General features: G+C 71.1%; 13 protein-coding genes and 1 pseudogene. 9 read left to right on the top strand and 5 right to left on the bottom strand.

All coding sequences use genetic code 11. The features are described from left to right. The first annotated feature begins 35 nt into the window (after window positions 1–35). Window positions 36–335, top strand: coding sequence for a hypothetical protein (locus FL583_RS21400; RefSeq protein WP_142706484.1), 300 nt, complete (start codon window positions 36–38; stop codon window positions 333–335). Here FL583_RS21400 and FL583_RS21395 read toward each other — a convergent pair. Genes FL583_RS21395 through FL583_RS21385 form a run of 3 tightly spaced genes read right to left on the bottom strand, consistent with a single transcriptional unit; the run spans window position 319 to window position 2791 of the window. Continuing rightward, entirely contained in the window at window positions 319–1089 is a 771-nt protein-coding gene (locus tag FL583_RS21395; RefSeq protein WP_142706483.1) for an MBL fold metallo-hydrolase, read from the bottom strand. The genes FL583_RS21400 and FL583_RS21395 overlap by 17 nt on opposite strands. Beyond that, window positions 1083–1949: an amidohydrolase family protein gene (locus tag FL583_RS21390; RefSeq protein ID WP_142706482.1), complete on the bottom strand. Its 867-nt coding sequence runs from the start codon at window positions 1947–1949 to the stop codon at window positions 1083–1085. Before FL583_RS21390 ends, FL583_RS21395 begins: the two co-directional genes overlap by 7 nt. Further along, complete coding sequence (locus FL583_RS21385) at window positions 1949–2791, bottom strand: PaaX family transcriptional regulator (RefSeq protein ID WP_142706481.1); 843 nt, start codon at window positions 2789–2791, stop codon at window positions 1949–1951. Before FL583_RS21385 ends, FL583_RS21390 begins: the two co-directional genes overlap by 1 nt. Before the next feature lie 104 nt (window positions 2792–2895). Between FL583_RS21385 and boxC the strand changes: the two genes are divergently transcribed. The 5 genes from boxC to FL583_RS21360 are packed head-to-tail and all read left to right on the top strand — an operon-like array spanning window position 2896 to window position 8301. Next, window positions 2896–4605, top strand: a complete 1710-nt coding sequence (gene boxC, locus FL583_RS21380; RefSeq protein ID WP_142706480.1) for a 2,3-epoxybenzoyl-CoA dihydrolase — start codon at window positions 2896–2898, stop codon at window positions 4603–4605. Between the two features lie 4 nt (window positions 4606–4609). Beyond that, a complete protein-coding gene (boxB, locus tag FL583_RS21375) occupies window positions 4610–6043 on the top strand; it encodes a benzoyl-CoA 2,3-epoxidase subunit BoxB (RefSeq protein WP_142706479.1) in 1434 nt (477 codons plus the stop codon). Between the two features lie 43 nt (window positions 6044–6086). Next, window positions 6087–7643, top strand: a complete 1557-nt coding sequence (locus FL583_RS21370; protein WP_142706478.1) for a benzoate-CoA ligase family protein — start codon at window positions 6087–6089, stop codon at window positions 7641–7643. A gap of 10 nt (window positions 7644–7653) precedes the next feature. Then, window positions 7654–8058, top strand: a complete 405-nt coding sequence (locus FL583_RS21365; protein ID WP_142706477.1) for a hypothetical protein — start codon at window positions 7654–7656, stop codon at window positions 8056–8058. 54 nt (window positions 8059–8112) lie between these two features. Next, the gene (locus FL583_RS21360) at window positions 8113–8301 is read left to right on the top strand and encodes a hypothetical protein (RefSeq protein WP_142706476.1); all 189 of its coding nucleotides are present in this window, start codon (window positions 8113–8115) and stop codon (window positions 8299–8301) included. On the opposite strand, the gene FL583_RS21355 is transcribed toward FL583_RS21360, so the two are convergent. Next, window positions 8283–8975 carry a TetR/AcrR family transcriptional regulator gene (locus FL583_RS21355; RefSeq protein WP_142706475.1) on the bottom strand — a complete coding sequence of 231 codons (693 nt, stop codon included), beginning with the start codon at window positions 8973–8975 and terminating at the stop codon, window positions 8283–8285. The two genes, FL583_RS21360 and FL583_RS21355, sit on opposite strands and share 19 nt — an antisense overlap. Window positions 8976–9104: 129 nt before the next feature. On the opposite strand from FL583_RS21355, the gene FL583_RS21350 reads away from it, so the two are divergent. From FL583_RS21350 to FL583_RS41805, 3 genes and pseudogenes are all read left to right on the top strand, one after another. Next, window positions 9105–9557, top strand: a complete 453-nt coding sequence (locus FL583_RS21350; protein ID WP_142706474.1) for a nitroreductase/quinone reductase family protein — start codon at window positions 9105–9107, stop codon at window positions 9555–9557. Window positions 9558–9649: 92 nt separating this feature from the next. Next, window positions 9650–10060, top strand: coding sequence for a hypothetical protein (locus FL583_RS21345; RefSeq protein WP_142706473.1), 411 nt, complete (start codon window positions 9650–9652; stop codon window positions 10058–10060). 221 nt (window positions 10061–10281) lie between these two features. Then, window positions 10282–10482 (top strand): annotated as a pseudogene (locus FL583_RS41805) (IS982 family transposase); the annotation flags it as partial. 62 nt (window positions 10483–10544) lie between these two features. On the opposite strand, the gene zwf reads toward FL583_RS41805, so the two are convergent. Further along, entirely contained in the window at window positions 10545–11948 is a 1404-nt protein-coding gene (gene zwf / locus FL583_RS21335; protein ID WP_205752325.1) for a glucose-6-phosphate dehydrogenase, read from the bottom strand. Window positions 11949–12062 lie beyond the last annotated feature (114 nt).

The following is a 12062-nucleotide window of genomic DNA, read 5'->3' as shown; positions in this document are numbered from 1 at the left end:
GCTTCGGGTGGGAGATCTCCCGCCCGCAGGTCGAGGTGCTCGCCGCGCGCGCGGCCGGCTCCACCGTCTTCCTCTGCGGCTCCGTCGAGAACGAGGCCGAGGTCCGCGACCTGTTCGACGTCATCATCTGCCTCGTCGTCGACCTCGGGACGCTGACCGACCGCCTGCGGAACCGGACCACCAACGCGTTCGGCGCGCACCCCGAGGAGCTGGCCGCGGCCGTCCGCGACAACGCCCTCTCGGACGCGATCTACCGCCCCCTCGGCGCCACGTTCGTCGACGCCACGATGCCGCTCGGCCAGGTCACCGGCGCGGTCCTCAGCGCGGCGCCGTGAGCGCCCGGACCTGCCGCTCGTGCACCGGCGCGAGAGACGCGACCCGGGGATCGTCCACCGGCTTCTCGTCCGCAAGGGCTTGGACGTAGGCGCGGTCGCGGTCGAGGCGCGCCGCGATCTCGCCGCCGCGGGCCACCGAGCCGTGGCCGGGAACGACGACGTCGGCGGGGAGGCCCTCGAGCAGCCGCAGCGCGGCGAGGTAATCCTCGGCCGGATCGGCCGCGCCGGTCAGGTCGAGCAGAGGGATCAGCAGGTCGGAGAGCAGGTCCCCGGCGACGAGCACCCCGCTGTCTTCGACCACCAGCGACGCGTGACCGGGCGCGTGCGCCTGATGCTCGACGACCCGGACCGTCGGCCCGTCCCACGGGATCTCCGACGCGGCCAGGCCGGAGATCCCGCCGAGCAGCTCCAGCGGCACCTGATCGACGATGTCGGCGGGGATCATCCCGCGGACCCGGTCCCTGGCCCCCGCGTCCGACAGCCGCGCCCGGGCCGTGTCCGCGCACCGGACCGTGCCGTACCGGGGCGCGTCGCCGAACGCGGGGTGCCACAGCAGGTGATCCCAGTGCGGGTGCGTCGAGAAGCCGGCCACCACGGCCTGCCCGGCCAGATCCTCGGCCAGGCAGGCCAGCTCGTGCTCCTGCACCCCGGCATCTATCAGCAACACACCGGACCGGCCCTGCACGACCACCGCGTTGCTCTGGCAGAACTCGCTCCGGTGCACCAGCACGCCGTCCGCGATCTGTGTCAGCATTCGTCACCCCTCGAGAGACCGGCGTACACGCCGGCCGCGTTGCCGGCCAGTACCAGCGGCACGACATCTTCGGGCACCAGCGCGGCGATCGCCCGGGCGTTGACCGCCTGCCCGGGCACCCCCGGCCAGTCCGTACCGTAGATCCACTTCCGGGACAACCGTCCCAGGTCGAACCGCGCGTAGTACTCCGGCAGGCGCTTCGGCGGCAGGCCGGACAGCTCGATCCAGACGTTCGGCCGCGACAGCGCCAGGAACGCCGCCGCGTCGTACCACCAGCCGCGCCCCCCGTGCGCGAGCACCACGGTCAGCGACGGGAAATCGCGCAGCACCGTGTCGACGAACACCGGGTCCGCGTTCGCGTTCGTCGAGCCCGGGAAACTGCTGGTGCCGCAGTGCACGATCAGCGGTACCCGCCGCTCGACCAGCACCGCGTACGCCGGGTACAGCGCCGCGTCGTCGACGCGGAACCCGCCGTGCACCGGGTGCAGCTTGAGGGCGGCCGCGCCCCGGTCGAGCTGACGGGTCAGCTCCCGGTCGATCGGGTGGTGCAGGTGAGGGTTGACGTTCGCGACCGGCCGGAACCGTTCCGGATTGTGGTCGACGATCGGCAGCAGGTCGTCGAACTCCTGGTAACCCGTCGCCTTGGGGCTGTACTCGCAGAACAGCAGCGCGGTGTCGACGCCCTCGTCGGCGAAGAGGCGGTCGAGCGCGGCCGGGCGCGGGCGCCCGTCGGCGTCCCAGATCTCCTCCAGGACGCCGGGGCGGCCGAAGTCCCGGGCCCAGTCCCTCCAGGCCGGTTTGAGGGAACCGAGCACGGGGACGTGCACGTGCGCATCGATCAGCCGATGGCCGTCGAGCATCAGAGTCCTCCTCGGTCGGTCAGCGCCGTCCAGGCGGCTCGGGCTCGCGGGGCCCAGGCCGCATGCCGCTCCCGGAAGACCTCCGCGGCCCGGTGGCCGCTCCACCGTGGCGGCAGCAGCTCGCGGGGGAGACCGGGGTCGAGCAACGGGAAGCGGCGCCACTCCTGCACCAGCCGGATCTGCGCCAGCAGCGCCTGCCGGTCGGTCCGCGGCCGCCGCCGGCCGACGAGGTCGAGGAACGACTCGTACCGGTTCTCGATTTCATCGAGATCCCAGGCCGCGCGGGTCAGCGACCGTTCGTCGCCGATCTGCCCGGCCGCCGCGACGAACGACCAGCTGGACCTGCTGAGGTCCAGACCGTCGAGCACCTGCCGGACCTCGGCCTCCCGGTCGGCCCAGGGCGTCACCCAGGTGACGGCGTTGAGCGCGCCGAGGCCGGCCCACCCGAGCTGCGTCCGCAGTTTCGCACGGACGGCCCGCTGGTTCTCCGGGGCGTTGACGCTGGTGAGCAACCATCGGTGGTCCCACTCGGGGGTGCCGGTGGCGAAGCCGAAGATGCGTTCGGTGCCCTCGCGGAGCAGCCGGATCCCGGCCGGGGTGAGCGACCACCGCGTCTCGCGGCCGATCCGCGCGCCGGCGATCCAGCCGCTGTCGGCGGTGCGCATGATCGCCTGCCGGATCGCCTTCTCGGCGATCTCCATCTCGCCCATCAGGTCGAGCAGGGCCGCGGTCCAGACCGCGCGGCCGGACGGGAGGACGAACTCCCCGAGGATCGTCAGCAGCAGGCTCGGTGCGCTCGCGGCACCCAGCTGCTGGCGACGGGTCACGATCGGGGCGGTCACCGCGCCATCCTAACGGTCTACAGAGCCGCGTAGCCCTTGCGATATCTATGTAGCACGTCCACGATGGGGGACAGGCTCACCGGAGCGCACCTGCGGGAGGCGGCGTGATCGAGGTCGACTTCGATACCGGCCCGGAGAAATATCGCCACTGGACGCTGTCCGTCGAGGGCCGGATCGCCACGTTGACGCTCGCCGTGGACGAGAACGGCGGGCTGGTGCCGGGCTACGAGCTGAAGATGAACAGCTACGACCTGGGTGTGGACATCGAGCTGCACGACGCGTTGCAGCGGGTACGGTTCGAGCATCCGGCGGTGAGAGTGGTCGTCGTCACGAGCGGGCTCGAGCGGATGTTCTGCGCCGGCGCGAACATCAAGATGCTCGCCGCGTCGGCGCACAGCTGGAAGGTCAACTTCTGCAAGTTCACGAACGAGACGCGCAACGGGATGGAGGACTCGTCGGCGCACTCGGGGCTGACGTTCATCGCCGCGCTGAACGGGTCGGCGGCCGGGGGCGGGTACGAGCTCGCGCTGGCCTGCGACCAGATCGTGCTCGTCGACGACAACTCGTCGGCCGTCTCGCTGCCGGAGGTGCCGCTGCTCGGGGTTCTGCCCGGTACCGGTGGGCTGACCCGGGTAGTGGACAAGCGCGGGGTCCGGCGCGACCGCGCCGACGTGTTCGCGACGACCGCCGAGGGGGTGCGGGGGGCCCGGGCTGTTCAGTGGGGGCTGGTCGATGCGGTGGCGAAGGCTCGTGACTTCGAAGCCGAGGTGGCCCGCCGGGCCGCCGAAGCCGCCGCCCGCCCGACGCGCCGCGGCTCGGCCGCGGCCACTGCGCGCGGTGGGGCGGCGGTTGGGGCCGGCACCGAGCAGCACTCCTACGGTGTGGAAGAGCCGGGCGTCGAACTCGGTCCGTTACGGCGGGAGAGCACCGACGGGGGGATCCGGTATCCGCACGTGCGGGTGGACCTCGACCGGGGCGCGGGGACCGCGACCCTCACCGTCACCGGACCGACCGAACCCCCCACCGACCTGCACGCGGAAGGCGACCGCGCCTGGCTCCTCGCCACCACCCGCGAGCTCGACGACGCGATCCTCCGCCTCCGCACCAACGAACCCACCCTCGGCACCTGGCTGCTGCGCACCGAGGGCGACCCGGCCCTGGTCACTGCCTACGACGACTTCCTCCTCGCCCACGCCGACGACTGGCTGGTCGACGAGACGATCGGCTTCTACCGGCGGACGCTCAAGCGCCTCGACACGACCTCACGCACGCTCTTCGCGCTGATCGAGCCGGGCAGCTGCTTCGCCGGCTCGCTGGCCGAGATCGCGTTCGCGGCCGACCGGCAGTTCATGCTCACCGGCCAGTTCGAGGACGACGAGAACCCGCTGCCGCCGGCGACTCTGCGGCTGGACGCGTTCAATCTCGGGCTCCTGCCGATGGGCAACGGCGTGTCCCGCCTGCACACCCGTTTCGGCGGCGACCAGGCCGCGGTCGAGAAGCATCTGCACGAGGACCTACTGGCCGCGGACGCCGACGCGCTCGGGCTGGTCACCACCGCGCCCGACGACCTCGATTGGGACGACGAGCTGCGCCTGGCCATCGAGGAGCGGGCCAGCTTCTCGCCTGACGCGCTCACCGGCCTCGAAGCCAACCTGCGCTTCGCCGGGGCGGAGACGCTGGAGACGAAGGTCTTCGGGCGGCTGAGCGCCTGGCAGAACTGGATCTTCCAGCGGCCGAACGCGGCCGGCCCGGAGGGCGCCCTCCGCCGCTACGGCACCGGCCAACGCGCAGATTACGACCGGAATCGAGCCTGAAACCATGTCAGAGATCGCCGACGCTCCCGCGCCCACCGGCCCGCTCTCGCGTATCGACTACTCCGAGCGGATCCCCAACAACGTCAACCTCGCCCAGGACCGCCGGCTCCAGCGCGCGCTCGAGAGCTGGCAACCGAAGTTCCTCGACTGGTGGACGACGCTCGGCCCGTCGATCCCGACCCAGGACGTCTACCTCCGCACCGCGATCGCGGTCGGGCGCGACGGCTGGGCGCACTTCGACCGGGTCCCGATGGAGCAGTACCGCTGGGGCATCTTCCTGGCCGAGCAGGACCCCGACCGGCAGATCGCGTTCGGCGCCCACAAGGGCGAGAAGGCCTGGCAGGAAGTCCCCGGCGAGTACCGCGCCGACCTGCGCCGGCTCATCGTGATCCAGGGCGACACCGAACCGGCGTCCGTGGAGCAACAGCGCCACCTGGGCCGCACCGCCCCCTCGCTCTACGACATGCGCAACCTCTTCCAGGTCAACGTCGAAGAAGGACGCCATCTCTGGGCGATGGTCTACCTGCTGCACGCCTACTTCGGCCGCGACGGCCGGGAAGAGGCCGAGGAATTACTCAGGCGCAATTCCGGCGACTACGACTCGCCCCGCATTCTCGGCGCGTTCAACGAGGAGACGACCGACTGGCTGTCGTTCTTCATGTTCACGTATTTCACCGACCGCGACGGCAAGTATCAGCTCGGCACGCTGAAAGAGAGCGCGTTCGACCCGCTCTCGCGTACCTGCCAATTCATGCTCAAAGAAGAAGCCCACCACATGTTCGTCGGCACGACCGGCGTCCAGCGGACCGTGCAGCGCACCGCCGAGCTGATGAAACAGCACGACACCGACGACATCTGGGAGTACGGCGGTATCCCGCTCGGCGTCATCCAGAAATACCTGAACTTCCAGTACGCGGTCTCGCTGGACCTGTTCGGCGCCGAAACCTCGTCGAACGCGGCGGCTTACTTCACCGGCGGCCTCAAGGGCCGCTGGATGGAGACCCGCCGTAAGGACGACCACGTCCTCTCCGGCCTGACGACCGAGGTCCCGGTCGTCGACGAAGGCCGGCTGGGGACCAGGACCGTCCCGCTACTCACCGCCCTCAACCTCGACCTCCGCAACGAATACGCGGCCGACTGCGCCACCGGCGTCAAACGCTGGAACACCGAACTCGAGAAGGCGGGCGTCGACGCCCGCCTCTACCTCCCCCATGAGGGCTTCAACCGGCGCGTCGGCGCGTTCTCCGGGCACACGATCGCGCCGGACGGCATGTTCGTCGAATCGGTCGAGGATTTCCTGCCCTCCGCCGACGACCGGGCACGCGTCGCCGAGCTGATGGTTCCGCACTACGACACCGGCGATTTCGCCGGCTGGATCGCCCCGCCGCCGTTCGGCATCAACGACCTCCCGGTCGAATTCGACTACGTCCGTTTCTGACCGTGCGTTGCTGACCGTGCGTTTCTGACCCCGGAGGAGCACCGTGGCTACCTTCAACGCTTCCGAATGGCTCGTCGGCCGCCACGCGCCGGAGAGACGCGCGATCACCGCGATCGATCTCGACGGTTCGGTCCGCGAGGTCACCTACGGCGAGTTGCTCGCCTCGGTGCGGGCGTTCGCCGGCGCTCTGCGGCGCGCCGGGGTCCGGCCGGAAGAACGCGTCCTGCTCTGCCTGGGTGACGGCCCCGAACTGGTGACCGCGTTCCTGGCCGGCCTGTGGCTCGGCGCCGTTCCGGTGCCGGTCAGCACGATGGTGCTGGCCAAGGACCTGCGGACGCTCGCCGAGGACTCGCGCGCCCGTGTCGTCGTCCTGTCGTCGGAATTCGCGGACCTGGCCCCCGTCCTCGAAGGACTGCCCGAGCTCCAGCACGTCGTCGTGCTCACCGACGAGGCGCTGCCCCGCGTCCGCGGGGTGCCGGTCTGGCCGTGGGAGTCGTTCGTCGCGACCGGCACCCCGGCCGACCCGTACCCGACGACGGCGGAGTCACCCGCGTTCTGGCTCTACACCTCGGGGACCACCGGGACGCCGAAGGCGGCGATGCACCGGCACGGGTCGCTGCGCGACACGGCCGAGACCTACGCGCAGGACGTCCTGGCGATCCGCCCCGACGACGTCTGCTTCTCGGTCGCGAAGTTCTTCTTCGCCTACGGGCTCGGCAACTCGATGACGTTCCCGTTCTCGGTCGGGGCGTCCGTCGTGCTCGACCGCTCCCGTCCCTCCCCCAAGGGGACGCTGCGCGTCCTGCAGGAGTTCTCCCCGACGCTCTTCTTCGCCGGGCCGACGTACTACGCGGCGCTGCTCGCGGCCGGGCTCCCGCGCGACGCGTTCGCGTCGGTGCGGGAGTGCGTGTCGGCGGGGGAGGCGTTCCCGGCGCCGCTGTTCGACCGGTTCTGCTCGACGTTCGGCGTCGAGATGCTCGACGGGATCGGCTCGACCGAGATGCTGCACATCTTCATCAGCGGGCGTCCGGGCCGGACCCGGGCCGGCACGACCGGCGAGATCGTCGCCGGGTACCAGGCCAAGATCGTCGACGACGACGGGATCCCGGTGCCGGACGGAACGCCCGGCCACCTGTACGTGGGTGGCTCGTCCGCCGCGACCGGCTACTGGTCGCGCACCGAGGTGACCCGCCGCGTCTTCCAGGGTCCGTGGGTGCGCACCGGCGACACGTACGTCCGCTCCGCGGACGGTTACTACACCTCCCTCGGCCGGACCGACGACATCATCAAGGCCGGGGGCATCTGGGTGTCTCCGACCGAGGTCGAAGAACGCCTCCGGGCCCATCCCGACGTCGTCCAGGTGGCCGTCGTGTCGGTTCCGGACGCCGCTGGGCTGGACAAACCGGTCGCCTGCGTGGTGCTGGCTCCGGGATCCGAGTGCACGAGCGACGACCTGGTGCGGTTCTGCCGGGAAGGGCTGGCCTCGTTCAAGCGGCCACGTCACGTGTTGCTCTTCGACGCGATGCCGGTGACCGCGACCGGGAAGCTCCAGCGGTTCCGGGTCCGCGAATTGGCCATCGAGCGGCTGACCGAGCCCTAGACTCGCGCCCGTGCGCACGCTCGAGACCCGGACCGAGGCGATCCTGTGGGGCCTCGTCGTACTGGCCGCGACGGTGTGGTTCGTGCTGGCGTCGTGGTGGACGTTCGACTGGTTCACCGAGCCGCACCACCGCGGCACGGTCGCGGAGTGCCACCGCGAGTCGCAGTGGGGTGGCCGGGAGGAGCGGGTCTGCTCGACCGACGCGGGCCCGGTCTACGGAACGAGCCGGCGTGACCCGGGCGACCAGTTCACCTATGTGGTCACCGACGACGTCCGCCAGGGATGGACCGGTGAGGTGGCCCGGTTCGCTCCCACGGCCTGGGACTGGGGCTGGGCCGGGGGCGCGCTCGCGCTGGCGCTGCTCGGCCTGCGCGGGTGGGCGAACCTGGCGCTGATCGCCGCCCGCTCGTCCTGACGCCGGTTTCCCATTTCCTACTCGTCAAATAGGGATTAGCGGTACCGTGGGCGGATGGTGCACTGGCGATCCGTCGGGCGTCGGGTGCTGGCGGCCGTCGAGTCGAGCTTCTCGGCGACGGTCGCGTTCCCCAGCGTCCCGTGGCCCGATCTCCCCACGCAGGCCTGGGCGGTCGGCCCCGACGGCCGGCCCCGGCCGGTCCCGACCCCGATGGACGGCGGGCCCTACAGCCCGAGGTCGTGAGCGACGTTCCGCATCTGGAACGTGAAGTACGCGTCGTAGTCGCGGATCACGTTGTTCAGGTGGCCGAACAGCTCGAAGCTGATGCTGCCGATCAGCTGCGTCCAGGCCATGATCGTCCGGGCGAGCAGTTCCTCACCCAGGCCGGACGCGACGAGAGCGCTCAGCGCCTCGAGGTCCGACCTCACCGCGGCCGGCAGCACCGACTCGGGCCTGGGCCGCAGCGCACCGGCCGCGTCCGCGTCGCCCAGGATGCGCAGGCACAGCAGCGGGATCCGGGACGCCGGGTCGGCGGTCGTCTGCGGCGCCCGGTAGCCGGGCACCGGGCTGCCGAAGATCAGCGCGTACTGCTGGGGGTGGGCGAGCGCCCAGGCCCGGGCGGCCTCCATCGCGGCCAGCCACCGGCCGAGATGGTCCCCGCGCGGCACGGCCGCTTCCGCGTCCTCCGCGGCCGCTCCGACCGCGTCGTAGGCGTCGATGATCAGCGCGGTCAGTAGCTCGTCGCGACTGGCGAAGTACCGGTAGACCGCGGACGAGGCCATCCCGAGTTCGCGCGCCACCGCGCGCAACGACAGCGCGGCCGCTCCGACCTCGGTCAGCTGCCGTCCGGCCGCGTCCTTGATCTCGTGGGTCAGCTCCGCCCGGGCCCGGGCCCGGGCCGTCCGAGGTGCGCTCATGCCACCCACTATGCCGACGTGTCGAGAGCGCCGCAACTTTCCGAGAGCAGTGCTCTTGACGGCCGAGGGCAAGAGTGCGACTGTTGATCTCAACAGAGAGCGGTGCTCTCGGATCGAGAGGGGAACGCGATGAACGCCCAGCAGACGACCCGGTACCTCCAGCCCGGCTGGTTCACCCACCACGTCTTCAACCGCTCGGTTCGCAGCCTCACCCGGCTCGGCGTGAGCGTGGCCGGATCGCGCGTGCTGCGGGTCCGCGGCCGCAAGAGCGGCGAGTGGCGCGAGACCGCGGTGAACCTGCTGACGCTCGACGGCGAGCGCTACCTCATCTCGCCCCGCGGCACGACGCAGTGGGTGCGCAATCTCCGCGTCTCGCACGAGGGCGAACTCCAGGTCGGCCGCCGCGTCGAGGCCTTCCGGGCCGCTGAGCTGCCCGACGACGTCAAGCTCCCGGTGCTGCGCGAGTACCTGCGCAAGTGGAGCTGGGAGGTCGGCCAGTTCTTCGAGGGCATCGACAAGAACTCGACCGACGACCAGGTCCGGGCCATCACCCCGGGCTTCCCGGTCTTCCGGCTCACCTGAGATCCGCACCCGGGCCGCACCCGGCCGCCCCTCCGGGTGCACCCGGTCGCCGGGCACGGTGGATGCATCACCCACCGTCGTGAGGAGCACTCATGCGTCGCCTGGCCCTCGTCGTCCTTCCGCTGGTCGCCGGTTCGATCATCGCCGGCTCGATCGGCGCACCCGCGCTGGCCGACTCCCCGAACGGCCACGGCCGGAAGCCCGTCCCGGCCGAGCGGACCAAACCGGCCCGGACCACCTCGTTCGCGCTCACCGGAACACTGACCGGCACCACCGCGTCGACGCTCACACTCTCGGTCAAGGGCGGAACCGCGCCCCGCGGCACGACGGTGACCGTCTCGGTCGCGGCGACCGCGCGGATCACGCTCAACGACAAGACCACCACGGTGGACGCCCTGCCGGCCGGCGCACGCGTGACGGTCACCGGCACCCAGACCGACGGCGTCCGGACGGCGACCCGAGTCCAGGTCAAAGCCGAGAAGGAGCCGGGCGACGACCGCTGATCTCAGCCCCGCACGAGCGCGTCCGTCCGCATCGCCCAACGCCTTCTCGCGCTGACCGCCGCGATCTGGCCTGACCGCCTACGACCACTGACCAACTTCGGAACCGGGGACTGGGTAGCTAACGGTGTTCTGGTCTGATGGCCGAGCGTGGCTCGGCAGTGAGGCACGGAGATGACCGCGTCACTGGGTGACGTTGACCCCGAGGAAGAAGCAGCCCGGCTACAACCCCGGTCAGCTGCGGCGCCTCCCGCGAGACCGGCCGACGCTCCGAGTTGGCCGGTCACGCCGCATACGGCTACTGCGCCTCACATTCCCGCTGGTTCTGGGACCTGCGACTGCACCTGGTGACCACGCCGGCCGCGCTCCCCGTCACCGGGGCGCTGGCCGGCGCGAAAACCGACGAACGTGACGTCCTGATCGATCTGCTGGCCGACCGGCCCCGACGTGCAGCCCGCTCCCCTGTGCACGGTCGGGCGGACGACGCCTACTGACCGACCACCCACCGGCCCGGGGCGACGAGCTTTGCGGCGGCGGACGGGCCCCACGAACCCTGGGCGTACCGGGCCGGCGCCGGCGGCGCGTCCAGCAGCGGCTGGACCGCCTTCCAGCTCGCCGACAACCCGTCCGGACGAGTGAACAGCGACCGGTCACCGACCAGCACGTCGTGGATCAGGCGGACGTACGGCGGCAGCGGATCGGCGTCCGGCAACTCGGACAGCGGCAGCCGCACGGTCGCCTGCTCGGGGTCGAGGTCGACGCCCGGCCGCTTGGCGAGCAGCGACAGGTCGATCTCCCCGGCCCCGGACAGCGAGAACGACAGCGTGTTGGCGCCCGGCGCGAGGTCGGCGAACGGCGCCGTCGGCGTCTTCAGCACCAGCGTGACGCGCTGCTCGGAGACGGCCAGGCGTTTACCCGTCCGCAAATAGAACGGGACCCCGCGCCAGCGGGGGTTGTCGATCCACAGGCGGGCCGCCACGAACGTGTCGGTCGTCGACCCGCGGCGGACGCCCTTGACGCTCTTGAAGCCGGTGAACTGGCCGAGGACGACCTCGGACGGGTCCAGCGGCCGGAACGCCCGGATCACCTTCTCGCGGGCAGACTGCAGATCGTCGGCGGTCAGGCTCCGCGGCGGCTCCATCGCGACCTCGGCCGCCACCTGGAACAGGTGGGTGACCAGCATGTCGAGGACGGCGCCGGTGGCGTCGTAGAACTCGGCCCGGTCGTCGATGCCGAGCGTCTCGGGCACGTCGATCTGGACGCTCTCGATGTGGTGGCGGTCCCAGACCGAGGCGAACAGCTCGTTCGCGAACCGCAGGACGTGCAGGTCCTGGGTGGCTTCCTTCCCCAGGAAGTGGTCGATCCGGTAGACCTGCGACTCGTCCAGCACCGCGTGGACGGCCCGGTTGAGCTTCCGGTAACCCTCGGTCGAGGTGCCGAACGGCTTCTCGTAGACGACCCGCGAGCCGGCCGCGAGCCCATGCGCGCCGAGGCCCTTGGTGAGGCCCTCGAACGCGACCGGCGGCACCGCCAGGTAGTGCACGAGCTGGGCGTCGGCCCCGACGTCGGACCGGGCCTCGTCGAGGACGTCGAGCAGGCTGCCCGGGTTGTCGGAGTCGAACCCTCCGCCGGCGAAGCGCAAGCGCTTCGAGAATTCCTTCCACGGCCCCTGGGACGGTTTCGGCCCGAACTCGGTCAGGACGTCGTGGACGTGCTGGGTGAAGTTCTCGTGCGAGACGTCGCCCCGGCCGTTGCCGACGAGGATCCAGTCCTTCGGGAGCAGGCCCTCGATCGCGAGCGTGTAGAACGCCGGCAGCACCATGCGCTTGGCGAGGTCACCGGTGGCGCCGAACAGGGTGAAGACGGTGGGCCCCGGCTGTGGTGCGGGCACGGCTACCTCCTGAATTGGTTGCACCGTGCATACCCCGGTGGTCTACGACTTAGCCGCGTACCTCAGCAGCGCGTTCGCCCTCGACTTCTACGTCGGGCTGGCGGCACGATAGGC

This window comes from Cryptosporangium phraense (genome assembly GCF_006912135.1).
Taxonomy (GTDB): Bacteria; Actinomycetota; Actinomycetes; order Mycobacteriales; family Cryptosporangiaceae; genus Cryptosporangium; species Cryptosporangium phraense.
This window is presented reverse-complemented; position numbering and strand designations above follow the sequence as displayed.

Excerpts from the sequence above, each read along its gene's own strand:
- FL583_RS21345 (WP_142706473.1), top strand. The coding sequence starts at position 9,650 with ATGCGTCGCCTGGCCCTCGTCGTCCTTCCGCTGGTCGCCGGTTCGATC.
- FL583_RS21390 (WP_142706482.1), bottom strand. The coding sequence starts at position 1,949 with ATGCTCGACGGCCATCGGCTGATCGATGCGCACGTGCACGTCCCCGTG.
- FL583_RS21360 (WP_142706476.1), top strand. The coding sequence starts at position 8,113 with ATGGTGCACTGGCGATCCGTCGGGCGTCGGGTGCTGGCGGCCGTCGAG.
- FL583_RS21355 (WP_142706475.1), bottom strand. The coding sequence starts at position 8,975 with ATGAGCGCACCTCGGACGGCCCGGGCCCGGGCCCGGGCGGAGCTGACC.
- FL583_RS21350 (WP_142706474.1), top strand. The coding sequence starts at position 9,105 with ATGAACGCCCAGCAGACGACCCGGTACCTCCAGCCCGGCTGGTTCACC.
- FL583_RS21395 (WP_142706483.1), bottom strand. The coding sequence starts at position 1,089 with ATGCTGACACAGATCGCGGACGGCGTGCTGGTGCACCGGAGCGAGTTC.
- boxB (WP_142706479.1), top strand. The coding sequence starts at position 4,610 with ATGTCAGAGATCGCCGACGCTCCCGCGCCCACCGGCCCGCTCTCGCGT.